Here is a 26,735-nt window from a genome sequence, read left to right as displayed (position 1 = left end):
AACGAAGGATTAAAACAGCTTGGCTATGAGGGTCAAGCTGTTTTGTTTTTCCTCTATTTCCTTCTCGAGAAGCCCCTCTTCATCCTTCATGCTCTGATAAGATGTTGATTAGTGTTTCCCCTAATGCCTGCACCTCTTCTTCCTGCGTACTTTTTCCAAATGAGATACGAATAAATTCTTTTGCTGCCTTGCCCGTTACGCCTAATGCCGTCATCGTTTTGGCAGGAGCCTGACTGCCTATTTGGCAGGCACTTCCCGTTGAAATAGCATATCCCTTACGATTGCATTCCAGCATCACAAGCTGTCCTTCGACTCCCTTTAACCTTAGTCCGATGATTGAGGGTAGATCGGAAGGATAGATCGTTAGTTGGCTATTGTCTCGGATTGAGTGTAAAAAGGTATCACGAAGTTTCATTAAATGATGCTGTTGTGCTTCGAGTGCTCGTATGGATTTTTGTGCAGACAAGGTCATCGCGGCGATCGCAGGTACATTCACGGTGCCAGGCCGGAATCCTTTTTCATGTGTTGTGTTTGGAAAAAAGGGATGCCAATGCAGACGGGGATTTAGATACACAACCCCGCTTCCCTTTGGGCCATAAAATTTATGACCTGAAATCGTAAGGCTATCAACGCTTTGAGCTAGCCCTTGAATGTCCACTTTACCAAATGTTTGCACACAATCACTATGCAATAAAATGTTATGTTTACGGCAAAGCTTGCTTATTTCCTCGATCGGTTGGATGGTGCCGATTTCAGAGTTCCCATGCTGGATGGTAATCAAGACCGTCTCAGCGCAAATTTCCTTTTCCAATCTCTCGAGATCAATATGTCCTTCCTGATCGTAGGCCAGGGCCATCACTTCGTATCCATTTTGCTTACATTTTTCAAGGGTACTATGAACCGAACTATGCTCAGCCACACTTGTGAGGATATGTTTTCCTTTTTTTAAGGGAGATGAAAGCAAGGCTTGAATCGCTAAAAAGTTTCCTTCTGATCCACCACTTGTAAAATAAACTCCTTCTTCTTGGACACCAAGCATTTGCGCAAATTCTGTCCGACATGTTTCTACTAGTTGATTCGCTTGACTGCCTATATCGTGAAGACTACTTGTATTTCCAAAGAATTCGGTAGCTGTTTGCATGTATAGTTGAGCAGCTTCCTTATCTAGAGGACTGGTAGCTGCATAATCAAAATATTTGATCGTGATTTCCCCCTTTTTCCAAAAAAACTCTTGTCATCAGTTTAATTATGTGTAAATATAGGTGTCAAGACATATGTTAAATATTTGTGTCTATTCATTTGACAAAGTCGTTTTGAATAAAGGAGGGAATTATGAGGCAGACGGATGTATTGATTATAGGAAGTGGTGTAGCGGCATTTCAATTAGCCCGCAAACTTCGTTCTGATATCAATGTGATGATTATCACAAAGTCGCATATGAAGGAATCCAATTCTTATCTAGCTCAGGGTGGGATTGCCGCTGCTTTAGGTGAGCAAGATGATTCGGAAAAACATTTTCACGATACGCTTGCAGCAGGTAGATACCATAATAATCCTGATGCCGTAAGAAAGTTAACTGCTACAGCTCCTTCCGTAATCAAAACTTTAGTGCAGCAAGGATGCCCATTTGATAAAGATGCACAGGGGAAACTTCTTCTCGGAATGGAAGGAGCCCATAGTGAGAATAGGATTGTCCATGGTGGAGGCGATGCGACAGGAAAAACGATAATGGATTTCCTGATTTCTCAGCGACCAAAAAATGTAGAAGTCATTGAAAATAGTTTTGTTTATGAGATTTTAGTAGAGAACAATACGTGCATTGGAGTAAAAGCGAAGAATGAAGACAATCAAATAGACTATTTTTTAGCCCATCATGTCGTTCTTGCAACGGGAGGCTGTGGACAGCTATATCGTTACACATCGAATGCCGAAACTGTAACAGGGGATGGCATTGCGCTTGCGTATCTTGCTGGTGCTGAAATTGCGGATATGGAATTTATACAATTTCATCCTACACTTCTTTATGCAGGTGGAAAAACCTGTGGCCTTGTATCTGAAGCAGTTCGGGGAGAAGGAGGTCGCTTGATAACAGAGGACGGGAAAGCGATTATGAAAGACGTACATCCTTTAGCTGACCTAGCACCAAGACATATTGTTTCGCAAACCATCTATGAATATCTTTCGCATGGAGAGCAAATTTATCTCGATATCTCTCCAGTAAAAGATTTTTCAAGCCGTTTTCCAACGATTTCAGACCTTTGTAGGAAAAACGGGATTGATTTAAAAGAGAAAAGAATCCCTGTTGTTCCGGGAAGTCACTTTTTAATGGGAGGTATTCAAACAGATCTTGTCGGGAGAAGCAGTATTCAAAGTTTGTATGCTTTAGGAGAGGTCGCCTGTACGGGGATTCATGGAGCCAATCGTTTGGCCAGCAATTCATTATTGGAAGGCTTGTTTATGGGAGAGAACCTAGCCAGATGGTTGAACACACAATCTTTTTCAAAAAGCCACAAGCTTCCTGTATGGAGGGAACCATCAGAAAATCGTTCCATTAAGGATTTACCGGATCTTCAAGAATTAAAGAAAGCGATGATGGATCATGCTGGGATTGTTCGGACACGAGCTGGATTAATGAGCTTAATAAATTGGTTAGAGCGATTTGGAGGAGAACAGGTGGGGGATGGAAATTTGGACCATATGCAAAAGGATACCCTCACCCGTATGTTTATGCTGATCACAGCCTCATTGATCGCTAAGGCTGCCTTGCAAAGGAGAGAAAGCCGCGGGGGCCATTATCGTCAGGATTTTCCATGTGAAAAAAATCACGGATGGCAACAGAAACAAATTATTCATTGCCGAAAGAAGGAAAAGGGGAAAGTGGATGAACAAATTAAAGTTGCGACAATTACTTGAACAATTTTTTATCGAAGATATAGGAGAACGAGATGTCTCCAGTAGTATTTTTAATGGTGATCAAATGGGAAGGCTTGCATTGATCGCAAAGGCAGATGGTGTTTTTTGCGGGGAAGAGGTCATTCGCACGGGATTTTCCTTGCTTGTGGAAAGGCTTGAAATTGAGATGAAGATCCAGGATGGTGAATGGGTGGAAAAAGGGCAATCGTTAGCTGTAATTAGTGGGACGGTCGCCGATCTTTTACAGGGCGAAAGAGTAATTTTGAACTTAATCCAACGAATGAGTGGAATTGCGACGAAAACAAGGGAAGCCGTATCTTTGTTAAATAGTGATCATACTAAAATTTGTGATACAAGAAAGACGACACCAGGTTTAAGGATGTTAGAGAAATATGCGGTTCGGTGTGGAGGCGGAGTCAATCATCGAATCGGTTTATATGATGCGGTGATGTTAAAAGATAATCATATTGCGTTTGCCGGTTCGATTACGAAGGCAGTGGGAGCGGCAAGGAGAAATGTGGGTCATATGGTAAAAGTGGAAGTTGAAGTTGAGACAAAAGCACAGATGAGGGAAGCGATTGAAGCGAAAGCCGATGTGATTATGTTCGATAATCGGACCCCCGAGGAAATCAAAGCATGGTTGGAAGAAGTGCCGGAAAATATTGTGACTGAAGCATCTGGAGGAATTACGCTTACAGATTTAGCCTCTTACGGAGAGACCGGGGTTGATTATATTTCATTAGGATTTCTCACCCATTCTGTTTCGGCATTGGATATTAGTGCGAAAGTGACATTGGAATAAAAAGAGGAGCTGGATGAAGGATGAGTCTACTACAAAGCTTGCAAAAAAATGCACTTCCTGAAAAGTATCGAGAAATGTCCACGATGGAATTGGAAGAGCGGGTACGGAAAGTGAAAGGAAAATTGGGGGAGAAACTGTTTATCCCCTGCCACCATTACCAAAAGGATGAAGTGTTTCAGTTTGCGGATGCGACCGGGGATTCGCTAAAGCTCGCACAATTATCACAGGATAATCGTGAAGCGGAATATATTGTATTTTGTGGTGTCCACTTTATGGCGGAAACGGCTGATATTTTAACAACCGAGCAGCAGAAGGTCTTTTTGCCGGATATGCGGGCAGGTTGTTCCATGGCGGATATGGCCGATATCCATCAAACAGAACGGGCATGGGAGAAGCTGCAGGAACTGTTTGGGGATACGATCCTTCCTTTGACATATGTCAATTCGACAGCCGCCATTAAGGCATTTGTTGGGGCAAACGGTGGAGCGACGGTCACCTCGTCTAATGCCGAAAACATGGTTCAGTGGGCGTTCGGACAAAAAGAACGAATCCTCTTTTTGCCTGACCAGCACTTGGGGCGGAATACCGCTTATAACTTGGGCGTTCGTTTGGATGAAATGGCGATTTGGGATCCGATCAAGAATGAATTAGTCTTTGAGGGACCGATTGAGACGGTAAAGGTGATTCTATGGAAAGGGCATTGCTCGGTGCATGAGAATTTCACCGTGGCGAATGTGAACCAGGTGCGCCAAGAGTATCCAGAAATGAAGATTATTGTCCACCCAGAGTGTAGCCGGGAAGTGGTGGAGCTTGCCGATCTAGCGGGTTCAACGAATTTTATAATCCAAGCGATTGAAAAGGCGGAACCAGGTTCTTCATGGGCGATCGGTACAGAAATGAATCTTGTCAAACGGATTATCAGACAGCATCCAGATAAGCAGATCATCTCCCTGAATCCACATATGTGTCCATGTCTCACGATGAACCGGATTGATTTACCACATCTTGCCTGGTGTTTGGATTCGATTGAGCAAGGAGAAGAGCGAAATATCATTCGAGTCGATGAAAAGACATCCGCGTTCGCCACGCTGGCGTTGGAGAGAATGTTGGAGTTGTCATAGATAATTAAAATAGGGGCGGATCGTTTAAATGACCGCCCTTTTCCTCCTGAAAAGTTTTGTCGCTTAAGAATGCCCAAAATAAAAAGAAGGGAAGTCAGATTAGCTATTTCTTAACTTCCGTTTCTTGCCCATTTTTAAGAAAAATTGCACAAGCACTTCCGCAAATACGAGTCCCATGGCAATGGCACTAGCGACAACGAATGCCTTGGTAGCAAGTGGAATAGCCTGGGCGTAGTCATTGCCTACCACATGGCGCATGGCATCATAGGCTGTACCCCCTGGCACGAGCGGGATGATGCCGGCAACGATGAATGTAATAATCGGGGTTTTATAATATTTAGCTAATATATGTCCGATCAAACCGACTACAAAGGCACCACAAAAAGCGGCCTGGACAATGTCAATTCCTGAATCAGTCATCCAAAGATACATCATCCAGCCCCCCATCCCAACGAGCCCACAATGGGGCAAAGCTTTCCGGGGAGCGTTAAAAATAATCCCAAAGCCAATCGATGAAATCAGACTGAGGACGATGTGGGCGAGATAATAGGTCATAATGTGCCTCCTCAACTATGTTTTTAGGATATTTGTAAAGGAATCCGGGACTTACGTCGGCAATTGGATTCGAAGTTCAGCAATCTTCCTCAAAAGTTCAGCAATTCCGCTGGAAAGTTCAGCAATCCCCTTCCGAGGTTCAGCAATTCCCTCCCGAGGTTCGGCAATTCCGCTGGAAAGTTCAGCAATCCCCTTCCGAGGTTCAGCAATCCCCTCCCGAGGTTCAGCAATTCCGCTGGAAAGTTCAGCAATCCCCTCCCGAGGTTCAGCAATTCTGCTGGGAAGTTCAGCAATCCTCCTCCAAAGTTCAGCAATCCCCTCTCGAAGTTCAGCAATCCCCAATAAAAACTTCCGCACCCCCGCGATCATGCAAGAATTTCATCCCCTTCACAGCCATAAGGAATAAACAACGGCGACACCTGCTCCGATTGCAAAGGCTGTTAGTAAGGCTTCCGCTCCCTTGGATAATCCGGCGACAAAGTGTCCAGCCATTAAATCCCGGATCGCATTGGTAATCAGCAATCCGGGGACAAGGGGCATAACAGAGGCAATGACGATAAGGTCCAGTTGCTGCCCAATGCCGAACCTGACAAATAAAAGCGAAAGTAAAGCAATGACAAATGCTGCTGTAAATTCAGCAAAGAATTTCACCTTTGTTTGATTATGAATAAGGAGCATAGCAGAAAAACCTAATCCGCCAACAAGCATGGCGGGTATATAGTCTGCCCAGACACCCTTGAACATAATTAAAAAGCTCCCTGTTGAAATGGTCGCGGCAAAAATTTGGACCCAAATCGGAAAAGAGAGATTTTCTCTTTCCAATTTTTTAAGGGATTGAAAGGCTTCTTGATACCCTAGTTCTTTTTCTGCCATCTTCCTGGAAATATGATTAACGCGGGCAATTTTTTCAAGGTCGGTTCCGCGCTGACTAATGCGAACGAATTGTGAGGAATCAGAACCTTCTAATGAAAAAATAATTCCAGTGGGCGTCACAAAGCTCTGGCTTTCGGAGAAGCCGCAAGCCGCGGCCATTCGCATCATTGTATCTTCGACTCGGTAGGTTTCCGCACCAGATTGCATTAAAATTTTTCCGGCTAAAAGGCAGGCATCTACCAGTCTTTTTTCTTCTGCTGGTTTCAAAACCTTTACATCCATTTTTCTAATCCTTTCGAACATCAGGCAATTTAATTTTTAAAGTGAATTGGTCCTTGATTAGTGAGAAATCAAGGGTTCCCTGACGTCTTTTCACGATTTGCTTAATCTCTTGAGTGCCAACACCTTCATGATTTCCAGCTTTGCTTGATTCTGCTTTGGATGTATACATTCGATTAAGAATCCGATCATCCAATGGAAGGGTGTGGTTTTGACAAATGATGATGAAAATTCCGCTCTGTTTTCGGCAGGTAAATAATACTTTTCCATTGGGTAGGTCTGCGGCTGCATCAATGGCATTTTCTAAAATATTTCCGATCATGGAGATTAATTCATATTCAGATAAAGGCAATCCAGAGAGTGCCTGATGAAGTTGATAGTCTAATAAAACGTCTTTTTCCTTTGCTTGCATGTAATAGGCATGCAAACAGCCTGCCACCACATTGGATTCACTATGCAAAACTTTATCTAGTTCTGTAAAACGTGAAGAGATCTCCTGCTTGTAGCTATCCGTTTCATGTCGGTTTGTATCTGCATGCAAAATAGCGGATAGGTGTTTTTCTAAATCATGCCGCTGTCTTCTTAACTCATTTAGAAGCGTTGTTTGTTGCTCATAGTTTTTCTCCATTTTCCTTGTCTTTCGTTGCTCAGCTTGGAAGGAAATTTGATAGATATGCAGGGCGACAGTTTGCATTATCATCCCTATAAGAAGCAAGGGGCTATCTGTCCAGTAACTTGCCACAAACCAGCAAAGTTGCAGGATTATTGTTATTCCTTTCCATGAACCGGGGAGTTCATCCTCTTTCGTGAAAAATAGTTGATACATCGCAACCACTAAGATAAGCAATGCCAAAATATAGTGTTTCATTAGCAGCATCCAACAAAGAGCTAAGAGCCATGGAATGAATAGGAGAATTCTGCCCATCTTTTCACCTCAAAAATAATACTTCTGCAAATAATCCATTTTATCTTTTGTTAACATCGCTATTTTTTTCGTACCATCAAACGTAACGCTGTATGATTTTTTTGTATAGACCGAAAAACTTTTCACAAAGTGGAGATTGATGAGAAAGGAACGATGAGAACGAATAAAGTTATTTTCCCTGAGGCTAGCTTCCAACTCATTCATTGATAAATAGGTCATATGTTCCTCATCAACCGTGTAAATCGTTGTCGATCTCCCGGTGCGTTCGGCAAAAATAATATCCTTCTTCGGAACCATTGCAATATGCCCTTTTTGCCTGAGGACAAGCCGACCCGTTAGATTGCCGGCATGTTGCTTTTCGCGAAAACGAGCCAGGGCTTGTTGCAGTCGCTCTTTTGTGTATGGTTTTAAAATATAATCATGAACATTTAATTCAAAGGCATGAACCGCATAACCACTTTTGGCGGTCACAAAAATGACGGAAATCAAAAGACCATGTGTTTGGATAAAGTCCGCTAGTTCATAACCTGAAATACCAGGCATTTCAATATCTGCTATTAATAACTCAATCTTTTTTTTCTGGATTTCCTGGTACGCTACCTCGGAATCAGTTGTCGCAAATACGAGTTCCACATCCGCTTCTTCTTGTAGAATAAATGTCAATTTATCTAAATCCATTTGGCGATCATCGACAATCCCCACTTTCATCGCAAAAACCCCTTTGGAAAATCTCTCTCCATTATAATCTATTTGATGACAGAGAGCATTCCATTCTGCAATAAGTCCTTTTCGCGACAAGTAAGTTCCTCTTTGCGACAAGATAGCAGACTAGAATGCTTTTACCCCTTACAATATAGGTAATAAGAAATGAGGGGGAAAATGAAATGATTGTCATCGACCAAGTTTCTAAGCAATTTAAAGATAAAAAGCAGTTGGTTAAAGCGGTTGATTATGTTTCGCTTCGTATAAAAGAAGGAAATGTGGTTGGGCTGATTGGTGAAAATGGGGCAGGTAAGACAACACTGTTAAGGATGTTATGCACGTTAATTGAGCCGGATGAAGGAACGATTATCGTGGATGGAGAGAATATTTATACAAATAAAGAAAAGGTACGGCGTCGGCTTGGGGTGTTGTTCGGATCGGAAACGGGGCTTTATAATCGATTAACAGCCCGTGAGAATCTTGAATATTTTGGTAGTCTGTATGGCATGTCTGCTCATGATATAAAAAACCGGATTGACATGTTAGCAAAACGGTTTGGGATGAGGAAATTCTTAGATCGAAAAGTGGAAGGTTTTTCAAAAGGAATGAAGCAAAAAGTAGCAATCGCTCGGACATTGATTCATGACCCGGATATTGTCTTATTTGATGAGCCGACAACGGGATTGGATATTACGTCTTCCAATATTTTTCGAGAATTTATTTACCAATATAAAGGGGAAGGGAAAACGATTATTTTCTCTACCCATATTATGGATGAAATTTCTCAACTATGCGATGACTTGATCATGATGCATAAAGGGCAAATTGTTTATGAGGGCAGCTTGGAAGAATTGTATGAAAAAGAAAATAGTCGGGATCTCAATTATCTATTTACTTCCAAGATTGTAAGGGGGGATCTTTATGTTTAAGACGATTTTTTTAAAAGAGATGAAAGATGTCTTACGGGATAAAAGAAGTATCACGTTATTAATTTTGCTACCATTTTTTTTGATGGCGGCTCTGACTTTTTTTTATGATAAACTTTTAACCGCTAGTGATGACACAGAGTTTACGCTGGCTGTTGAAGAGAATGCGGAGGACCAATTGATTGAAAAACTGCAGACATCTTTGCCTAATGTGACAATTGAAAAATATGCCGATGTTCAGAAAGCGATGAATGATGGGAAGGTTCAGGCTGGGATTGAAATGAATGGAGATTGGGAGGAAGGTCTTGCAAAGCAAACTCCAGTATCTGTACGCGTTTATTTTGATCCGGGTAATCAAGAATCATCCGGGGCATGGAGTTTGATTCAAGCAGTCTTTGCGAATTGGCAGAATGAAGTGGTTCAAGAGCGGATGGTGAAAAGTGAGATCGACCCAAATGTATTGGATGTCTTTCAAGTTGAACCGCAAACAACCAAAAATGAAGATGATGCAATGGCCTCCTTTATGCTCGCTATGTTGATCCCATTATTGATTCCGATCGCCATCGCCAATGGTTCTTACCCTTCAGCTACAGAGCTGTTTGCAGGGGAAAAAGAGAAGAAAACGATTGAAGCTTTACTTATTACTCCTGTGAAGCCGGTTAAAATATTATTAGCCAAATGGATGACCATTTCTCTACTTGGGATTTTTACCGGAGTATTATGTATTGGTTTGCTTAGTGGGCTAATGAATTTCACAACGGAATTGAAAAAGGGAATGGTGGCGATCGAACATCCACTTCTCTTTATCTTCATGGGAGTTGTCTTAATCTCGATGTTTGCCATTTTTATAGCGGAACTAGAAATGATTTTAAGTATGTTAGCCAATTCTGTGAAAGAGGCAGGCTATTATATTACGCCTATCATTGGGGTGATGGTCCTACCGATCATGTTTATGTTCTTTTTAGGAGATTCTCATCATCTCGCTTTATATGCTGCGCCAGTTATGAATTTGTTTTTATTTGTCCAAGATGCTTTTAACGGGCAGCTTTCAGGGAGTGGCCTTGCGATTGCGATCGGTAGCTATCTTGTCTGTATCGCGATTTTATTTCCAGTGGCGAGTAAAATGTTCCATAATCATCGGTTAATGTTAGGAAAATAAAGATTGCCATTTTGAGCAATTTTAAATAGAATCAAAAACAATCACAATTTTCAGCTTAATAAAGATGGGACCACGGTTCCTCGTCCTTTGGCATCCAGCTCCAGCGCCTAGCCCCGAGAGACTCGTAGGATGCGAGTCCATCGGCGTCGCGACAGGACGTCGCGTCTTTAGCCGTTCTTCCAATCAATAACCCTGAGCCTATGAAGGGATAGATCGCCCTTCCTAGGCTCAGGAACATTTGCTTGTCGGGGGGCCGCAGGATGCGGGTCAGGACGGCGTTGCGACAGGACGTCGCGTCTTTAGCCGTTCTTCCCTATTCCAAGGCGCCTGCGCTTTTGTTCCTAGAAAAGGAGAAGAACGATTACATGGAGGTAATGAGGAATGATCATTCCAACATTAGGGTCCATCCATTCCTTTAGAAAATAGAAATGTCCATCCGTTATGTGCTACGAGCTGACCTATTTTTGTGATAAAATAATGAAAACCATATAAACGGAGGTATATTATGGCCAAACATCGAATCTATGCAATGAGTTTCGCAAGTGTCTATCCTCATTATGTTGCGAAGGCTGAGAAAAAAGGACGTACAAAGGCGGAAGTGGATGAAATCATCCGCTGGTTGACAGGATATAGTCAGGAAGATCTAGAAACGCAACTGGAAAAAGAAACGGACTTTGAGACCTTCTTTGCGGAAGCTCCTCGGCTGAATCCTTCACGGGATTTAATCAAAGGCGTGATTTGCGGTGTCCGGGTGGAAGACATTGAAGAACCGACCATGCGGGAAATTCGTTATTTGGATAAGCTGATTGATGAGCTGGCAAAGGGAAAAGCGATGGAGAAGATTTTGCGGAAATAATATATAGGACCCTGCACGGCTGAAAAAGTGGAATAGTAAAAAGATTATAGTGCGGCAATAGGCATTAATCATTCAAAAGACTGGAACTAATCGTATCTAGTCTTTTTTGCCATACAGGTTTAAGTTGTCCAAATTATTAATCGGTTTGGTTGTAACGAAAAATCATAACACTCCTTAACTTCTCCACTGATTGTACTCATTTTTTCTGCTCCCAAAAAGATCGAGCACCTTGCACTGATTGAAGTTTCATTTTATGATTGTCTTCATCTGAATATTTATTTATAATTAGGTATAATTATAACTTAGAGGTGGTTTAATGAAGGATGGAATGTCGGGCAAAGATTTTTTTGCCCTTGCGTTTGGAAGTATGATCGGGATAGGGTGGGTGATATCCATACCTGCATGGATGTCGGCCGCAGGCAGTATCGGAGCAATCATCGCCATATTAGTGACGATGTTGATGATTATTCCAATTGGCTTTGTCTACGGTGAACTCACGTCCAGCTTAAAGGTTTCAGGTGGAGAATATGCGTATACATATTTAGCTGTCGGCAAGCTCTCTGCTTTTGTTTGCGGGTGGTTTTTAATATTGGGGTATTTAATTATTTTACCCTGGGTGGCAGTGTCGGTCGCTGCGCTTACTTCGTATTTATTTCCATCGATGAACGCTATTCCTCTGTACTCGTTATTTGGTTCGGTCATCTATCTTCCTCATTTAATTGTGAGTTTAATCATGGTTACGATCATCGTGTACTTAAATTACAAAGGTGTAAAGCAATCAAGTAAATTTCAAAACGTTGCAACTTGGATGATGATTGCAACATTCTTTGTGTTTATCATTGGCGGGTTTATGGCAGGGTCGAGTGAAAACATGTCTCCAATAACATCTGAATCGGGAACAATAAGCGGTGTGGCAACAGCAATTGCTTCCATCTTATTTTTTATGAATGGTTTTGACACGATTCCTAAAGCTCAAAATGAAGTTGGCTCTAATATAAATAGAGCAAATCTGGGTAAGGCGATTGTAGGTACTATTATTGCTGGTAGTTTGCTATATTCGGTTATCGTGTTGGCTTCCAGTTTTATCATGCCTGCAGAGGAACTTGTGAATTTGGGAGAGCTACCACTGATTTCAGCATTTGAAGCAGCAACAGGTTCTAAGTTTTTAACGATCATTATTGTTTTTGGCGTATTGCTTGGTGTCATCACTACGTTTAATGGCTTTTTATTTGCTGGCAGTCGTTTAATTCAGTCATTTTCAGAAGCGGGTTTTCTGCCAAAGGCACTGTCTAAACTTGATCAGCACAATAAAACACCGAAGAATGCATTACTATTTATGCTGGTAATTACTATTTTTGGTATATTTCTCGGACAAGGGATTTTATCACCCTTTATCGTGATGGGCGGGATTTCATTTCTTATTGCCTGGTTCTTCATGTCTTTGAGCAGTGTTCAGCTATATAAGAAAAAGCCGAACTTACATAGACCCTATCGCCCTCCCGGCGGGATCATCATGAGTTATATCGCCACATTTTTTTCCAGTATTTTAACTTTGCTGATGATTATTCCCGGGACGCCGATTTCATTACACGGAATTGAGTATCTCTTGTTCTTGGCTTGGTTGATCAGCGGTATCGTTATTTATATCAGTTATAGCAGAAATAACATAGCATTTAAAGGAGTTGTCGAATAATGGAAAAAGAGACTTTTGGGATATTAGGATTTCCTTGGGATGGTGGAGCATCGCTTGGTAGACCAGGTGCGAGATTTGCTCCTCAAGGGATTAGAGATGCTTACAAATGGTTCGAAAACCGGATTGAAAATAATCAAGTCTATGATGTAGATAAAAGAAAGCTGTATACATTGCGTGAGAACAGTATTATAGATTATGGGGATATTGATATAGTTGCTTATAGTACAGAGAAAACATTTGACAATGCAAAAAAGAAAGCAACTGAAATGTTGAAGAATGATGTATTTCCTTTTGTTTTGGGAGGAGATCATTCGATTTCTTATCCTATTATAGAGGCATTACATGATAACACGGAAGGTAAGATAGGAATTATTCAATTTGATGCACATCTGGATTTGGTCGATGATTCACCTGTACAGGGAAGGTATTCCCAAAGCAGCCAGATGAGAAGAGCGATTGAACTTGAAAGAATCAGTCCTGAACATGTTGTACAAATTGGTGTGCGCAGCTTTAATTATCCATGGTATGCTGACTATCTTAATGAAGCAGGTGTGGTTCAGTATACCGCAAGGGAAGTCCATTCCAGTGACCCTAAAGAAATCATCTCAAAGATTTTAAATGATAAACTAAAAGAGGTGGATCATATTTATCTCACGTTTGATATGGATGTATTGGAGCCGGGCTTTGCTCCCGGAACAGGAGCGAATGAGCCGGGCGGGTTAACAGTCGTACAAGCTTTTTCTATGCTGGAAGAACTTTATGACAAAGTAGATGTATTTGATATTGCAGAGGTTAATCCATTGTATGATGTGCGAGAGATCACGACATCGATAGCGGCTAAAATTATGTTTGAATGTGCAGTAAGCAGGTTGAGCAAAAAATAATATTGACATATGGTAAATTTTCAAATAAAATCAATAACAATCCAATCAAAATTCTAGCGATGATGAAGAGTAGTAGCTTGCGGACCACAAAAGAGAGCTGGTGGTAGGTGCAAACCAGTGTGTTGAACGCATGTGAATGGACTTCCGAGCTTCCAAACCGAACTCCATATAGGAAAGTAGGCTTTGGCGAAAACCCCGTCGTTACAAGGGAAAAACATGATGAATGTTAAAAAGTGAGCTGTTTTTTCAGCTAATAAAGGTGGTACCACGGTCCTTCGTCCTTTGGATGAGGGGCCTTTTTGTCTAGAAAAGCGGAGGACGCTTGAAAATGGCAGAACGGCTAAGGGCGCGACAACAATCGCCACGCCGTCCTGACCCGCGTCCTGCGGGCCTGCGACAGGCAAATGTTCCTGAACCTAGAAAGGGCGATTTTTCCCTTGATAGGTTCAGGGTTATTTGACCCCGAGACCCTGCCGTCCGCAGCTAGCCTATGAAAAGCGTGATAAAAACAAATAAAGCAAAACGTGAAGCAAGAGGAGTAGGTTTAAGATCCTTTGTTTCAGAGAATCGGTGATGGTGAGAATCCGATACGAAGACTTTTACTGAATGGACTTGCGAGTGGTTTTCTGAACATCCTTAAATGGGTCAGTAGGAAAACACGATGTTCCGTCGTTATATGGATAGGGTTTAGGAGGAGGCACACTCCTGTACCTGAAAGAGATGGGAAAGAGATCCTTTTCCAATTGAGGTGGCACCGCGGATGAAGATCGCCCTCAGACCAAGCACTTTTGCTGGTTTGAGGGCTTTTTTGTTTTTTAAATTTGAAAGGAGTATGAGAAAATGCAAACAAAACAAGCACAATTTAAAATGAAAAAGTTAAATGGGGACGTCTTAACGCCGATAAATATTTTCTTAAGATTAGAGGGAAAGAAGAAATTTTTATTGGAAAGCTCTTTAAAGCATAATGAACAAGGACGATATTCCTTTATTGGCGTCAATCCGATTTTGGAGTTTATTGGGAATGGCGACCATTCACAAGTGCTGGCAGCCGATGGTCATATCATTCAGACGGAAATAGGGCAACCTCTTGAGGCGCTAAAAAAGGTTTTACCCAGAATTGAATTGGATTTACCTTTTCCTTTTTTTGGTGGAGCGATTGGCTATGTAGGTTATGATGCCATTCGCCAGTATATCCCAATTGGACCGATCTTAGAAGATGAAATCGGCATGCCTGACATTCATTTCATGGTCTATGAAGATGTGATTGTATTTGATCATTTAGCCCAGTCGATTTATTTATTGTCAATTGATTTTAGTGGTTCGAGTATCGAAAAGGAATTAGAGGAGCGTCTTCAAAATTTAGAAGTGCAAATCACCCGAAAGGAAACAGATGAATCTCTTTCAGACTGTAATATTCAGTTTACACCTAAATTGAAAAAGGAAGAGTTTATCCGGAAGGTGGAAGAGGCGAAGCAGTATATTCAGTCAGGCGAAGTACAACAAATCGTGTTATCGCAAAGAATGACGGGAGAAGTGGGAGAGGATCCTTTTCAATTTTATCGTAAATTACGTAATTCCAATCCATCTCCCTATATGTTTTATGTTGATTTTGAACCATATATTGTATTAGGTGCATCGCCCGAAAGCTTTGTTAAAACGAGTGGGGGGACTGTGACCACCAATCCAATCGCAGGTACAAGACGCCGTGGGAAAAATGATAAGGAGGACGAATTCATGGCGAAAGAACTGCTAGCAGATGAAAAAGAATTATCAGAACATCGCATGCTTGTGGATTTAAGTTGCCGCGAATTAGCTCCCATTTGTTTAGAAAACACAGTTGCGGTGAAGGATTATATGAAACTGGAGTATTACCGGCATGTGATGCATATTGTTTCAGAGGTAGAGGGAACATTGAAGCCAGACATAACTGGAATGGATGCATTAATTTCCTGTCTACCAGCGGGAACGGTGTCAGGAGATCCGAAACCAAGAGCGATGCAAATCATTAATGAGTTGGAAAAAACAAAGCGCGGCGTCTATGCGGGAGCCATTGGCTATGTCAATGTCAATGGGGATGTCGATTTTGCGATCGCTATCCGTTCTCTTGTCATAAAAGACCAAATTGCCTACTTACAAGCAGGGGCAGGCATTGTCGCTGACTCGAAACCAGCAAATGAGTATAAAGAAACGATCAATAAAGCACAGGCTCTATTAAGTCCGAAACCTTATTAACACAACAAAGCAGGAGATGAGGGTCATCTCCTGCTTTGTTACAACAGTCTAAAAGTCGCAAGTCATACCATTTGTATCTAAAATTATGGTTGATCGTTCACAGGGTAGGTTCCGTCCTCAATAGCAGCTAGTAAGCTCCTTTTGAGGTAGTCTTATTCTTACACTTTCTTTTTATATAAGAACGAGAGGAGGAATAGAATAACGCCGATTAGAATGGCGACAGCTCCAATAATTCCGAAATAATACATTTCGGTTTCAGGCTTATACAATTTAACGATTTGAGCATTGATAGCTTGGGCAGAGGCATTCGATAAAAACCAAAGGCTCATTGTTTGGGCCGAAAATGCTGCAGGTGCTAGTTTTGTTGTTGCGGAAAGACCAACTGGAGATAAACATAATTCCCCCAGTACAACGATCAAGAAACTAAGCACAAGCCATAATGGGCTCACGAGAGTATCAGGGCCACCGTAAATAGCTGGGATAATCATTACTAAGAATGAAATACCCGCTAGAACCAAGCCCATTGAAAACTTTTGATGTGTGGAAGGTTGCCGTTTTCCAAGCTTAACCCATAAACCGGCAAATATTGGCGCCAACACAACGATAAACAACGGGTTCAAGGATTGAAACCAAGATGATTCCAATGAAAATCCAGCAAACGATAATCTTGTTCGTTCATCCGCATATTGCGCCAAAATCACCGAACCTTGTTCTTGGATCGCCCAAAACATCATGGCTGCAATAAATAATGGGATATAAGCGAGCAAATTCGATCGTTCATCTTTTGTTGTTTTTTTACTAAAATACATGACAGCAAAGTAAATGATTGGAATGAAAATTCCTAATAGACTCACGAGCATTGTAAATCGGTTAATCGTTAAGATCCCTTTGGATATCAAGTAAGCACCAGCGGCCACCAAGACAAGTGTACCGATTCCAATTTTCAAGAATACCGATTTCTTTTCTTCTGCAGAAAGCGGGTTTGGCACATAAGATCCGGCAAGGCCTAAGTTTTTCTTTCTTGTTGCTAGAAAAATAATGAGCCCAGCAATCATCCCAACAGCAGCCACTCCGAATCCAAGGTGAAAATTATATTTTTGACCGAGTGTTCCGACAATAATAGGAGCAAGCAAGCCACCGAGGTTAATTCCCATGTAGAATATACTAAAACCTGCATCCGCACGCGGATCGTCTTTACTATATAAGTCCCCGACAACACTCGATACATTCGGTTTTAAAAGCCCAGTTCCAATGACAATTAAGCCCATGGATAAGAATAAAGCCGTGACTCCTCCTGGAAAAGAAAGGGCGATATGACCTGCCATAATCAATAATCCACCAAAAAAGACTGTTTTCTTCGTTCCATATAAACGGTCAGCGATCCAACCGCCAATAATCCCTGACATATAGACGAGAGAGCCGTAAACCGCCATGATGGAGGCGGCCAGTGTTTTATCTAGACCAAGCCCGCCTTGGGTAACGGCGTAGTACATATAGTAAATTAAAATGGCTCTCATACCGTAGTATGAAAAGCGCTCCCAGAATTCTGTGAAGAATAAAGTAAACAAACCTTTAGGATGCCCAAAAAAACCTTTTTGTGGGACGCTCTCAAGGATTTGTTGTTGATTATTTGTTGACATAATTCCCTGTCCCCTTTGTTGAAATAATTAAATTTTAACATCCTAAAATAGCCATGTAAAATAACTATTTTATGTCTATTTTATAATAAGTAGAAAAATAAAATATAGTCTTTCATTTATTTACCAAAAGATGAGCTGATAATTTTCCGTAAAAGCGTTGACATTGGTAATAAGGCCATGGTAACATGAAAACATTCGAAAATTTGCGAAAAGGGAGGCGGTTCAAATGAAAACAGTTTTGATTGAAATCCAGCAACATCATATTGAATTAGCCTGCCCGTTTATGCGATAAAGAAAACAAGTAACAGATACGGGCACTAATAGGGAGCTCGTATCACATCAATGGAAGGCATAGTTGCGTCCGTTTTGGGATGCTCTATGCCTTTTTTGTGTTGAATAGTTTGAATGTTTGGGGTGAGATTTATGTTTAGTGTATTAGGTAAACTTAGCTGGTTTTTTAAACAGCATTGGAAAAGGTATTTCGTTGCCTGTCTGTTACTGACGGCTGCGAATGTTTTTGAGGTGGTGCCACCATTTATTCTTGGTGTGGCCATTGATGATATGATTTTAAGTCAATTAACATGGCGGTTATTGATTCTCTATATTGTGGTGTTGGCTGGTGGCTCCCTGTTGAATTATGCGATCACTTATATTTGGCAATACCAGTTATTTGGTGGTGCTTTTATTCTTGAAAAAAATCTGCGTTCCCGTCTAATGAATCATTTGCTTAAAATGGCTCCTCCTTTTTTTGAAAAAAACCGGACAGGAGACTTAATGGCAAGAGGTACGAATGATTTAAGAGCGATTTCCGTGACAGCAGGCTTTGGCGTGTTGACGCTTATGGATTCGACTTTATATATGCTTACGATCTTGCTGACAATGGGCTTTCTTGTGTCTTGGAAATTAACATTTGCGGCAATTATACCATTGCCAGTACTTGCCTTGATTATTACCGTATTAGGTAAGAAAATTCACGGCCGTTTTATGAGTGCGCAAAAGGCTTTTGGAAATATGAATGATCGTGTGCTTGAATCGGTATCAGGAGTGCGAGTCACGAGGGCCTATGTACAGGAACAAGCCAGCTTAACTGAATTCGAATCTATGACCAATGATGTATATGAAAAAAATATGGGGGTTGAACGGATTGAAGCTTTATTTCATCCAGCTACACAAATTCTGACAGGTCTTAGTTATGTGATTGGATTGTCCTATGGAACGTATCTCGTTTTTCAACAAGAAATCTCATTAGGGCATTTGGTTTCTTTTAATGTGTATCTTGGAATGCTTATTTGGCCGATGTTTGCGATTGGAGAACTCATTAATATTATGCAGCGGGGCAATGCTTCGTTGGATCGGATAGACGAGACATTGCAATATGAAGAAGATGTTCAAGACCCTAAACATCCTAAACATATTGAGCTACCTGGGGACATCCAATGGAAAGATGTCACTTTCCGTTATCCTTCCGCAACGACTAATAATCTGAAGCAGATGAACGTCTCAATTCCTCGTGGTGCAACCATTGGAATAGTGGGAAAAACAGGTAGTGGAAAAACGACCTTTATTAAGCAATTTTTACGTGAGTATCCGATGGGGGATGGGGATATCCTGATTTCAGAGGTCAGTATGGGAGAGCAAACGAAGGATCAAGTCAAAGGTTGGATTGGGTATGTGCCGCAGGATCATATTTTATTTTCAAGAAGCATTCGTGAAAATATTCTTTTTGGTCATGAAACAGCAACAGAGGCGGATATTCAAAAGGCAATTAAGCTCGCCTATTTTGAGAAAGACTTGGAAATGCTGCCACTTGGATTAGAAACACTTGTGGGAGAAAAAGGTGTAGCTTTATCCGGAGGTCAAAAACAACGGATTTCGATTGCAAGAGCCTTGATAAAAAATCCGGAAATTCTAATTTTAGATGACTCTCTCTCTGCAGTTGATGGGAAAACAGAAGCTAAAATTATTGAAAATATGCGTAAAGAACGGAAAGGTAAAACAACGATGATCACAACTCATCGCTTATCCGCGATTGAACATGCGGATTGGATCATTGTTTTGGATGATGGAGAAATTGTGGAAGAAGGTCGCCATCAAGATTTAATTGTAAAAAATGGCTGGTATAAGGAGCAATATGATCGCCAGCAATTAGAGGATTCTTTCTCGAAGGAGGTGCATACATCTTGACGGCCAAACGATTATATCAATATGCTCTTCATTTTAAATGGTTGATTATTGCAGCCCTTGCGATGCTTTCTGTTTCAGTAGGGGCAGAGGTACTAGGGCCGCTCGTCGCTAAAAAAATGATTGATGATCATATTTTAGGGATTGAAGCTTATTGGGTGGAAACAAATAATAGTCCATCTGCTGTTTCTTATAAAGGCAAATTTTATACAAAGGATAAGGAACAGACAGAAACGGGTGAAATAGCGACACTTTTACAAGTTGGAAGAAGCTTTTACTGGATCAAGGATCGTGCTGAATTGGAAGGAAATCGTTCGATTCAGGGAGATCAATTGATGATCGAAAACAATGGGACAACAAGCAAATATCAGGCTCAGAAGCTTTCTATTCAAGATACCCTTGACTTTTATAAACCGGAAATCCCAATCATTATCCAATTATTAGGGGTGTATATGGCCTTGTTTATTGTGGCAGCTTTGTTTTTCTATGGTCAGTTTTTGCTGTTACAACAAGCAGCAAACCGGATTATTCAAAAGATGAGGAATGATGTTTTCGCTCATATTCAACGACTTCCGATTCGTTATTTTGATGATTTGCCGGCAGGAAAGGTAGTGGCTCGAATCACGAATGATACAGAGGTGATTCGGGAGCTGTATGTAGCGGTATTGTCTAGCTTCTTTACTGGATTGATTTTTATGGCGGGTATTTATACGGCGATGTTTATTTTAGATGCAAAATTAGCGCTTATCTGTTTACTGCTTCTGCCAATTTTATATGGATGGATGATGATTTATCGGAAATACGCCTCTAAATACAATCAGGCTATTCGTTCCAAGGTGAGCGATATTAATGCAATGTTCAATGAATCGATTCAAGGGATGCCGATTATTCAGGCTTTTCGGAGAGAGAAAAAAATGAAACAAGAATTTGAAGAGATGAATGAAACTCATTTTCGTTTTCAAAATAAGATGCTCACACTGGATTCTCTTTCTTCTCATAATCTTGTTGGCGTTCTAAAGAACTTTGTATTTGTCGGGTTTATTTGGTATTTCGGCCGCGATTTTCTTGGCGCCCATTCTGCTTTAACAGTAGGAATTCTGTATGCGTATGTGGACTATATTAATCGTCTATTTAATCCTGTCACCAATATAGTAAACCAGCTCTCAAATTTAGAACAGGCCTTGGTGGCAGGCAGTCGGGTTTTTGAAGTATTGGACGAAAAAGGGGAAGAAGTAAAGGAGGAAAAGGTGAGACGTTTTCGCGGAAACGTCGTATTCGACCATGTTTATTTCGGCTATAAAGAGGGAGACGATGTGCTAAAGGATATTCACTTTGAAGCCAAACAAGGAGAAACCGTAGCATTGGTCGGGCATACAGGTTCTGGAAAAAGTTCGATTATGAATATTTTATTTCGCTTTTATGATTGTGATCGAGGGGAAATCCGGATTGATGGGGAAAATATTCAGGTCATGTCTAAACAGGCTTTACGCGAACATATGGGGATTGTGTTACAGGATCCTTATTTGTTCACCGGAACGATTGCCTCCAATATCAGTTTAAATGATCCACGAATTTCGAGAGAGCAGGTGGTGGCGGCACTTGAAGCAGTTGGGGCAGAGCGCGTACTGAAAAACTTGGAAAAGGGGATCGATGAGCCGGTGACAGAAAAAGGCAGCACCTTGTCATCCGGTCAGCGTCAATTAATCTCATTTGCCCGCGCTCTAGCTTTTGATCCTGCTATTCTCATTTTGGATGAGGCGACGTCCAATATTGATACAGAAACAGAAGCCATGATTCAAAAGGCGATGGATGTGTTGAAGAAAGGACGGACAACATTTGTGATCGCCCACAGATTGTCCACGATTAAAAAGGCTGATCAAATTTTAGTACTAGATCGTGGGAGAATCGTGGAACGGGGGAATCATCAGGAACTCATGTTAAGAAAAGGCAAGTATTACCAAATGTATCAGATGCAACAAGGGCGGAAACAAGGGGCTTAGATAGAGAAGCTGATAAGGATTGCAAGCATGACGAAGGTGTTCAACATCTTCGTCATGCTTATTTTCTGTCACAACTCTGATATCAATTCTGATTCTGATCACTATAGGGAGGAAAGGCTAAAAAAACTATTGCGCTATTTTCATATTTATGTATAATAATCTGGTGGTAAACTTTAAGTTCTGTATATGTAAACTTTATCTACTTATTGTTTACTATGATTAAACGAAATTGAGGTTTTCGAGGATGCAAATCGGTAAGAAAATTAAAACATTACGTTTAAAAAAAGGGTTGACCCAAGAAGAATTAGGAGAACGAACGGATTTAAGTAAAGGGTATATTTCTCAGCTTGAACGAGACTTAAGTTCTCCCTCCATGGAGACCTTTTTTTCGATCTTGGAAGTATTAGGGTGTACGCCGAAACAATTTTTCGACGAGGAAGAAAGCGAACAACGAGTGGTTTATGGGGAAGAGATGCAAACCGATTATAAGGATGAAGAAAAAGGGTATGAAATCACATGGCTTGTCCCCGAGTCTAATGAAATGGAAATGGAGCCGATTTGGTTGACGTTATGGGAAAACGGAGAATTTAAGGAATTCGAACCTTCCCTATCGGAAACCTTTGCTTATGTATTGGAAGGAAGGATCATGATTACACTTGGAAAAAGGACCTATTTCGCAAAAGCAGGGGAATCGATTTATTTTCATGCCTCCGATGTCCACCAGATCAGCAATGTCCATAGTGGACGTACAGAGTTAATTTTGGTGGCAACCGATTCTTATTTATAAAATAAATTCGTCTTATTGACTGTGAGCAGTCTGTCTAACTATTTTAGTCAATGAAGGAGGGCCTGTACATGGTAGATCAAACAATCATCCGTTTTGAACATGTTTCAAAACAGTTTGATGATGACCTCATATTAGATGATGTTAACTTTGAAATGGAACGCGGGAAATTTTACACATTGCTAGGTCCATCAGGTTGCGGGAAAACAACAATCTTACGTCTTATCGCAGGATTTATTGAACCATCGAAAGGGGCGATTTTCTTTAATGGCAAGAAGGTGAATCGAATTCCTGCCAACAAACGCCAAGTGAATACAGTTTTTCAAGATTACGCGCTTTTCCCTCATTTGAATGTATTTGAAAATGTCGCCTTTGGACTTCGGATTAAAAAAATGAAAAACAATGATATCGAAAAAAAGGTGAAAGAGGCCTTGAAATTTGTCAATCTGTCTGGGTATGAAAATAGAGAAATAAACGAAATGTCCGGGGGACAAAGACAGCGTGTTGCGATTGCGCGAGCGATTGTCAATGAGCCGGAAGTGATTCTGTTAGATGAACCTTTATCTGCTTTGGATTTAAAATTACGGACTGAAATGCAATATGAACTTCGGGAGCTCCAACGACGTTTAGGGATTACGTTTATCTTTGTTACTCATGACCAGGAAGAAGCACTGGCGATGTCAGATGAAATTTTTGTGTTAAACCAAGGGAAAATCCAGCAAAGCGGGACACCGACTGATATTTATGATGAACCGATTAATCGGTTTGTGGCCGATTTTATTGGTGAATCGAATATTGTTTCAGGAAAAATGATCGAAGATTTTCTCGTTGAATTTGCTGGAAGACAATATGAATGTGTGGATCAAGGCTTTCATGCAAACGAAGCGGTTGAGATTGTGATTCGTCCAGAAGACTTAGAAATCACAGCACAAGATCAGGGAAACCTCCGTGTGACAGTCGATACGCTGCTGTTTCGAGGGGTGCATTATGAAATTGTAGGTAAGGACCAAGAAGGAAATGAATGGTTGGTTCACTCAACGAAAAAAGCGAAGCCTGGTGATCAAATCGGTCTTTACTTTGACCCGGAATCGCTCCATGTGATGCGTTTAGGGGAGACGGAAGAGGAGTTTGATAAACGGCTAGATGCCTATGACGAGGTGCGCCATGCAGAGTAAGAAAATGCGTACGATGTATCTACTCCCTTATGTGCTTTGGATGCTGCTTTTTGTCGTCACCCCGATTTTATTAGTCGTTTATTATTCCTTCTTTGATATTGAAGGGAACATCACGTTTAGCAATTATCAAAAGTTTTTTACACCTGTCTACTTGAAAATGACATTAAGTTCGTTTTGGTATGCTTTTTTAATCACTGTATTTTCATTATTAATCGCCTATCCAACCGCTTATTTATTAACGAAAACAAAGCACCGGCAATTATGGCTGTTGCTCATCATTTTGCCTTCATGGATCAATTTATTATTAAAAGCCTATGCTTTTTTAGGCCTTTTTGGTGCGTATGGGCCGGCGAATCAATTATTAGATGTGATTGGAATTGGCTCCCGGCAAATATTATTTACAGATTTTAGCTTTATCTTTGTTTCTGTCTATATCTTTATACCCTTTATGATTTTACCAATTTATAATGCCTTGGAAAAACTCAATCCATCCTATATTTATGCGGCGAATGATCTTGGAGCTAGCGGCTGGATGACATTCCGCCGTGTGATCTTTCCATTGACATTAGACGGGGTAAAATCTGGTTGTCAAGCTGTTTTTATTCCATCCCTTTCTCTATTTATGATTACAAGATTGATTGCCGGGAACCGTGTGATCACGCTAGGCACAGCTATTGAACAGCATTTTCTTGTGACACAGGATTGGGGAATGGGTTCTACCATTGCCGTCTTTTTAATTATTGTGATGGCGATTATTATGGTACTCACGGGTCAACGGAAGCGGGGTGACTTGGCATGAAGAGAAAAGCAAAATTAGCCAATCTCTATTTGGTCGTCGTCTTTTTTATTCTCTATGCACCTATTCTCTATCTGTCGTACTACTCTTTTAATAGCGGTGGCTCGATGAGAGATTTCGAGGGTTTTACATGGGAGTGGTATAAAAATGTGTTCCAAGACACCCGGCTGATCATTATCGCCTTAAATACATTGGTGATTGCCCTCTTTTCAGCGGCGATTTCAACGATTCTCGGTATTTTTGGAGCGCTTGCCATCATGTATGTGAAAAAGATGCAAACAAAACAGACATTACAAACCTTAAACAATGTGTTGATCGTCAGTCCTGATGTGATTATTGGAGCCTCGTTCCTGATTATGTTTACGATGATCGGGATTAAGCTCGGGTTTACTTCTGTCTTGCTCTCCCATATTGCCTTCAGTGTACCCATTGTCGTCATTATGGTGCTTCCAAAGTTACAGGAAATGAGTTCCACTTTCATTGATGCAGCAAAGGACTTAGGCGCCACGAACTGGGATGTGTTATCCAAGGTGATTTTACCTTATATTACACCAGGCATATTTGCGGGATTTTTTATGGCGTTGACGTATTCGCTTGATGACTTTGCTGTGACCTTTTTTGTGACCGGAAATGGATTTTCTACTCTTTCCGTTGAAATCTATTCAAGGGCGCGTCAAGGGATTTCTCTTGAAATTAATGCGTTATCGACCCTTATTTTTCTCATCACACTTGTACTTGTGCTAGGTTATTACTACGTGAACCAGCGCAATGCGAAACCTTCTGCACAAGGGGTGAGAAAATCATGAAACAACTTATTCGTCTATTTGTACCTGTTTTTGTCGTAGCCTTTGCGTCCATGTATCTTGCCTCACACCTAAGTTCATCGCAAGGCTTTACAGGAGGCCATACGTTGAATGTGTATAATTGGGGAGATTATATTGATCCCGAATTAATTAAAAAATTCGAACAGGAAACAGGGATGAAAGTGATTTACGAAACGTTTGATTCCAATGAGGCGATGATGACAAAGATCTCGCAAGGTGGAACAGCTTATGATATCACGATCCCTTCAGAATATGCGATTAGCAAGATGAAAGAAGAGGAAATGCTTCTCCCGATTGATCATGAAAAGATTCCTAACTTAAAGTATATGGATCCGCGTTTCTTGGATTTGTCCTTTGATCCTAAAAATGAATATTCCATTCCCTATTTTTGGGGCACCTTTGGTATTATTTATAATCCGAAAATGTTAGATGGGAAAACATTTACGAGTTGGGAGGACCTATGGAGTCCTGAGTTTAAAAATCAAATTTTTCTTGTTGATGGAGCAAGGGAAGTAATTGGAATGGGGTTAAATAGCTTAGGATATTCCTTGAATGATACAAATAAAGAGCATTTAAAAGAAGCAAAGCAAAAACTTGATCAACTTACCCCTAATGTGAAAGCGATCCTTGGGGATGAAATCAAACTTTTACTTGCTAGCGAAGAAGCGGCTGTTGGGGTAACTTGGTCGGGTGAAGCGGCGGATGTCATGGGAGAAAATGAAGATGTGGACTATGTTGTACCAGAGGAAGGCTCAAATCTGTGGTTTGATAATATGGTAATTCCTAAATCGGCCCAGAATATCGAAGGGGCACATCAATTCATTAATTTCATGCTAGATCCCGAAAATGCGGCTCAAAATGCGGATTATGTGGGCTATTCTACACCAAATCAAAAAGCACTAGATTATTTGGATGAAGAAGTTGTGGCTGATCAGCGTTTTTACCCAGATCCTGAATTAACAGAAAGGCTAGAGGTCTACGATAATTTAGGGAAAAGAATGCTTAGCTTTTATAATGATTTGTATTTAGAATTTAAAATGCATAGAAAATAGGCTGCCTTTACCCTGGCAGCCTATTCGCTGTTGCTTTCTCTAAAAAAAACCACACAAACTAATCACCCAAATAAAAGACTTTTCTTAAAACTGATCTATCCTAAGTGTTCATTTATGTGGATGGGATCAGTTTTTCCTATCTGCAAAATAGTTTTAAAAAATTGTCTAAAAATCTTTAAATTTTTTTATTTTTTCTTATTACTGATATGATTAGAGTGAAAACGGATACAAAAAAAGATAGAGTTTTCAAAGTGGTAAAACATTCTGAAAATCCCTTGACCTTTCGCCGATACCGCGGTATCATAGGAACAATTTAATAAATCAAAACTAACTGACAAATAACCGATGAGAGGGGCGAATAAA

Annotated in this window: 23 protein-coding genes and 2 other annotated features; of the genes, 16 read left to right on the top strand and 7 right to left on the bottom strand. The window is 40.8% G+C overall.

From position 1 onward, the window contains the following. Positions 1-79: 79 nt before the first annotated feature. The gene (locus MUB24_RS09385; RefSeq protein WP_244703432.1) at positions 80-1,201 is read right to left on the bottom strand and encodes an IscS subfamily cysteine desulfurase; all 1,122 of its coding nucleotides are present in this window, start codon (positions 1,199-1,201) and stop codon (positions 80-82) included. 131 nt (positions 1,202-1,332) lie between these two features. On the opposite strand from MUB24_RS09385, the gene nadB reads away from it, so the two are divergent. From nadB to nadA, 3 genes are read left to right on the top strand one after another with little or no spacing between them, the layout of a single operon-like run. Next, a complete protein-coding gene (nadB, locus tag MUB24_RS09380; protein WP_244703370.1) occupies positions 1,333-2,913 on the top strand; it encodes an L-aspartate oxidase in 1,581 nt (526 codons plus the stop codon). Beyond that, entirely contained in the window at positions 2,882-3,715 is an 834-nt protein-coding gene (nadC, locus tag MUB24_RS09375; RefSeq protein ID WP_244703368.1) for a carboxylating nicotinate-nucleotide diphosphorylase, read from the top strand. The genes nadB and nadC overlap by 32 nt, the downstream gene beginning before the upstream one ends. A gap of 20 nt (positions 3,716-3,735) precedes the next feature. Then, positions 3,736-4,836 (top strand): quinolinate synthase NadA, encoded by a 1,101-nt coding sequence (gene nadA / locus MUB24_RS09370; protein ID WP_244703366.1) that lies wholly within the window; start codon positions 3,736-3,738, stop codon positions 4,834-4,836. 99 nt (positions 4,837-4,935) lie between these two features. On the opposite strand, the gene MUB24_RS09365 is transcribed toward nadA, so the two are convergent. The 5 genes from MUB24_RS09365 to MUB24_RS09345 all read right to left on the bottom strand — a co-directional run bounded on the left by MUB24_RS09365 (position 4,936) and on the right by MUB24_RS09345 (position 8,176). Beyond that, positions 4,936-5,391: a threonine/serine exporter family protein gene (locus tag MUB24_RS09365; RefSeq protein WP_244703364.1), complete on the bottom strand. Its 456-nt coding sequence runs from the start codon at positions 5,389-5,391 to the stop codon at positions 4,936-4,938. 51 nt (positions 5,392-5,442) lie between these two features. Next, entirely contained in the window at positions 5,443-5,760 is a 318-nt protein-coding gene (locus MUB24_RS09360) for a hypothetical protein (protein ID WP_244703362.1), read from the bottom strand. An 18-nt stretch (positions 5,761-5,778) separates the two neighbouring features. Beyond that, positions 5,779-6,546: a threonine/serine exporter family protein gene (locus MUB24_RS09355; protein ID WP_244703360.1), complete on the bottom strand. Its 768-nt coding sequence runs from the start codon at positions 6,544-6,546 to the stop codon at positions 5,779-5,781. A 4-nt stretch (positions 6,547-6,550) separates the two neighbouring features. Further along, complete coding sequence (locus MUB24_RS09350) at positions 6,551-7,411, bottom strand: sensor histidine kinase (RefSeq protein ID WP_244703358.1); 861 nt, start codon at positions 7,409-7,411, stop codon at positions 6,551-6,553. A gap of 66 nt (positions 7,412-7,477) precedes the next feature. Then, positions 7,478-8,176 carry a LytR/AlgR family response regulator transcription factor gene (locus tag MUB24_RS09345; RefSeq protein ID WP_244703430.1) on the bottom strand — a complete coding sequence of 233 codons (699 nt, stop codon included), beginning with the start codon at positions 8,174-8,176 and terminating at the stop codon, positions 7,478-7,480. A gap of 176 nt (positions 8,177-8,352) precedes the next feature. Between MUB24_RS09345 and MUB24_RS09340 the strand changes: the two genes are divergently transcribed. The 6 genes from MUB24_RS09340 to trpE all read left to right on the top strand — a co-directional run bounded on the left by MUB24_RS09340 (position 8,353) and on the right by trpE (position 15,920). Further along, on the top strand, positions 8,353-9,099 hold the full coding sequence (locus MUB24_RS09340) for an ATP-binding cassette domain-containing protein (RefSeq protein WP_244703356.1): 747 nt from the start codon (positions 8,353-8,355) through the stop codon (positions 9,097-9,099). Next, positions 9,092-10,255 (top strand): ABC transporter permease, encoded by a 1,164-nt coding sequence (locus MUB24_RS09335; RefSeq protein WP_244703355.1) that lies wholly within the window; start codon positions 9,092-9,094, stop codon positions 10,253-10,255. Before MUB24_RS09340 ends, MUB24_RS09335 begins: the two co-directional genes overlap by 8 nt. A 505-nt stretch (positions 10,256-10,760) precedes the next feature. Continuing rightward, positions 10,761-11,111 (top strand): DUF2200 domain-containing protein, encoded by a 351-nt coding sequence (locus MUB24_RS09330; protein ID WP_244703354.1) that lies wholly within the window; start codon positions 10,761-10,763, stop codon positions 11,109-11,111. 316 nt (positions 11,112-11,427) lie between these two features. After that, complete coding sequence (locus tag MUB24_RS09325) at positions 11,428-12,804, top strand: APC family permease (RefSeq protein ID WP_244703353.1); 1,377 nt, start codon at positions 11,428-11,430, stop codon at positions 12,802-12,804. Further along, entirely contained in the window at positions 12,804-13,688 is an 885-nt protein-coding gene (locus tag MUB24_RS09320) for an agmatinase family protein (RefSeq protein WP_244703352.1), read from the top strand. Before MUB24_RS09325 ends, MUB24_RS09320 begins: the two co-directional genes overlap by 1 nt. Positions 13,689-13,738: 50 nt before the next feature. After that, positions 13,739-13,974, top strand: a binding site (T-box leader). A 230-nt stretch (positions 13,975-14,204) separates the two neighbouring features. After that, positions 14,205-14,466, top strand: a binding site (T-box leader). Positions 14,467-14,528: 62 nt separating this feature from the next. Next, positions 14,529-15,920 carry an anthranilate synthase component I gene (gene trpE, locus MUB24_RS09315; RefSeq protein WP_244703351.1) on the top strand — a complete coding sequence of 464 codons (1,392 nt, stop codon included), beginning with the start codon at positions 14,529-14,531 and terminating at the stop codon, positions 15,918-15,920. Positions 15,921-16,078: 158 nt separating this feature from the next. On the opposite strand, the gene MUB24_RS09310 is transcribed toward trpE, so the two are convergent. Next, on the bottom strand, positions 16,079-17,560 hold the full coding sequence (locus MUB24_RS09310) for a peptide MFS transporter (RefSeq protein WP_244703350.1): 1,482 nt from the start codon (positions 17,558-17,560) through the stop codon (positions 16,079-16,081). A gap of 423 nt (positions 17,561-17,983) precedes the next feature. Here MUB24_RS09310 and MUB24_RS09305 point away from each other — a divergent pair, with 423 nt between their 5' ends. From MUB24_RS09305 to MUB24_RS09275, 7 genes are all read left to right on the top strand, one after another. Continuing rightward, positions 17,984-19,744, top strand: coding sequence for an ABC transporter ATP-binding protein (locus tag MUB24_RS09305; RefSeq protein ID WP_244703349.1), 1,761 nt, complete (start codon positions 17,984-17,986; stop codon positions 19,742-19,744). After that, positions 19,741-21,741: an ABC transporter ATP-binding protein gene (locus MUB24_RS09300; protein ID WP_280516933.1), complete on the top strand. Its 2,001-nt coding sequence runs from the start codon at positions 19,741-19,743 to the stop codon at positions 21,739-21,741. The genes MUB24_RS09305 and MUB24_RS09300 overlap by 4 nt, the downstream gene beginning before the upstream one ends. Before the next feature lie 244 nt (positions 21,742-21,985). After that, entirely contained in the window at positions 21,986-22,528 is a 543-nt protein-coding gene (locus tag MUB24_RS09295; RefSeq protein ID WP_244703347.1) for a helix-turn-helix domain-containing protein, read from the top strand. A gap of 68 nt (positions 22,529-22,596) precedes the next feature. Continuing rightward, positions 22,597-23,700: an ABC transporter ATP-binding protein gene (locus tag MUB24_RS09290; protein ID WP_244703345.1), complete on the top strand. Its 1,104-nt coding sequence runs from the start codon at positions 22,597-22,599 to the stop codon at positions 23,698-23,700. Then, complete coding sequence (locus MUB24_RS09285) at positions 23,690-24,499, top strand: ABC transporter permease (protein WP_244703343.1); 810 nt, start codon at positions 23,690-23,692, stop codon at positions 24,497-24,499. Before MUB24_RS09290 ends, MUB24_RS09285 begins: the two co-directional genes overlap by 11 nt. After that, complete coding sequence (locus MUB24_RS09280; protein ID WP_244703341.1) at positions 24,496-25,302, top strand: ABC transporter permease; 807 nt, start codon at positions 24,496-24,498, stop codon at positions 25,300-25,302. Before MUB24_RS09285 ends, MUB24_RS09280 begins: the two co-directional genes overlap by 4 nt. Next, positions 25,299-26,372: an ABC transporter substrate-binding protein gene (locus MUB24_RS09275; RefSeq protein ID WP_244703339.1), complete on the top strand. Its 1,074-nt coding sequence runs from the start codon at positions 25,299-25,301 to the stop codon at positions 26,370-26,372. Before MUB24_RS09280 ends, MUB24_RS09275 begins: the two co-directional genes overlap by 4 nt. The last annotated feature ends 363 nt before the right edge of the window (positions 26,373-26,735 follow it).

Origin of the sequence: Lederbergia sp. NSJ-179 (assembly GCF_022867885.1) — a bacterium.
In the GTDB taxonomy this organism is placed as follows: Bacteria; Bacillota; Bacilli; order Bacillales; family Bacillaceae_C; genus Lederbergia.
Note: the sequence above shows the minus strand (reverse complement) of the source record. Positions and strands in the feature narration are given on the sequence as shown.

What these genes read in the sequence shown, in the direction of transcription:
- nadB (WP_244703370.1), top strand. Translation starts at nt 1,333, where the DNA reads ATGAGGCAGACGGATGTATTGATTATAGGAAGTGGTGTAGCGGCATTT.
- nadC (WP_244703368.1), top strand. Translation starts at nt 2,882, where the DNA reads ATGAACAAATTAAAGTTGCGACAATTACTTGAACAATTTTTTATCGAA.
- nadA (WP_244703366.1), top strand. Translation starts at nt 3,736, where the DNA reads ATGAGTCTACTACAAAGCTTGCAAAAAAATGCACTTCCTGAAAAGTAT.
- MUB24_RS09365 (WP_244703364.1), bottom strand. Translation starts at nt 5,391, where the DNA reads ATGACCTATTATCTCGCCCACATCGTCCTCAGTCTGATTTCATCGATT.
- MUB24_RS09360 (WP_244703362.1), bottom strand. Translation starts at nt 5,760, where the DNA reads ATGATCGCGGGGGTGCGGAAGTTTTTATTGGGGATTGCTGAACTTCGA.
- MUB24_RS09355 (WP_244703360.1), bottom strand. Translation starts at nt 6,546, where the DNA reads ATGGATGTAAAGGTTTTGAAACCAGCAGAAGAAAAAAGACTGGTAGAT.
- MUB24_RS09350 (WP_244703358.1), bottom strand. Translation starts at nt 7,411, where the DNA reads ATGAAACACTATATTTTGGCATTGCTTATCTTAGTGGTTGCGATGTAT.
- MUB24_RS09345 (WP_244703430.1), bottom strand. Translation starts at nt 8,176, where the DNA reads ATGAAAGTGGGGATTGTCGATGATCGCCAAATGGATTTAGATAAATTG.
- MUB24_RS09340 (WP_244703356.1), top strand. Translation starts at nt 8,353, where the DNA reads ATGATTGTCATCGACCAAGTTTCTAAGCAATTTAAAGATAAAAAGCAG.
- MUB24_RS09335 (WP_244703355.1), top strand. Translation starts at nt 9,092, where the DNA reads ATGTTTAAGACGATTTTTTTAAAAGAGATGAAAGATGTCTTACGGGAT.
- MUB24_RS09330 (WP_244703354.1), top strand. Translation starts at nt 10,761, where the DNA reads ATGGCCAAACATCGAATCTATGCAATGAGTTTCGCAAGTGTCTATCCT.
- MUB24_RS09325 (WP_244703353.1), top strand. Translation starts at nt 11,428, where the DNA reads ATGAAGGATGGAATGTCGGGCAAAGATTTTTTTGCCCTTGCGTTTGGA.
- MUB24_RS09320 (WP_244703352.1), top strand. Translation starts at nt 12,804, where the DNA reads ATGGAAAAAGAGACTTTTGGGATATTAGGATTTCCTTGGGATGGTGGA.
- trpE (WP_244703351.1), top strand. Translation starts at nt 14,529, where the DNA reads ATGCAAACAAAACAAGCACAATTTAAAATGAAAAAGTTAAATGGGGAC.
- MUB24_RS09310 (WP_244703350.1), bottom strand. Translation starts at nt 17,560, where the DNA reads ATGTCAACAAATAATCAACAACAAATCCTTGAGAGCGTCCCACAAAAA.
- MUB24_RS09305 (WP_244703349.1), top strand. Translation starts at nt 17,984, where the DNA reads ATGTTTAGTGTATTAGGTAAACTTAGCTGGTTTTTTAAACAGCATTGG.
- MUB24_RS09295 (WP_244703347.1), top strand. Translation starts at nt 21,986, where the DNA reads ATGCAAATCGGTAAGAAAATTAAAACATTACGTTTAAAAAAAGGGTTG.
- MUB24_RS09290 (WP_244703345.1), top strand. Translation starts at nt 22,597, where the DNA reads ATGGTAGATCAAACAATCATCCGTTTTGAACATGTTTCAAAACAGTTT.
- MUB24_RS09285 (WP_244703343.1), top strand. Translation starts at nt 23,690, where the DNA reads ATGCAGAGTAAGAAAATGCGTACGATGTATCTACTCCCTTATGTGCTT.
- MUB24_RS09280 (WP_244703341.1), top strand. Translation starts at nt 24,496, where the DNA reads ATGAAGAGAAAAGCAAAATTAGCCAATCTCTATTTGGTCGTCGTCTTT.
- MUB24_RS09275 (WP_244703339.1), top strand. Translation starts at nt 25,299, where the DNA reads ATGAAACAACTTATTCGTCTATTTGTACCTGTTTTTGTCGTAGCCTTT.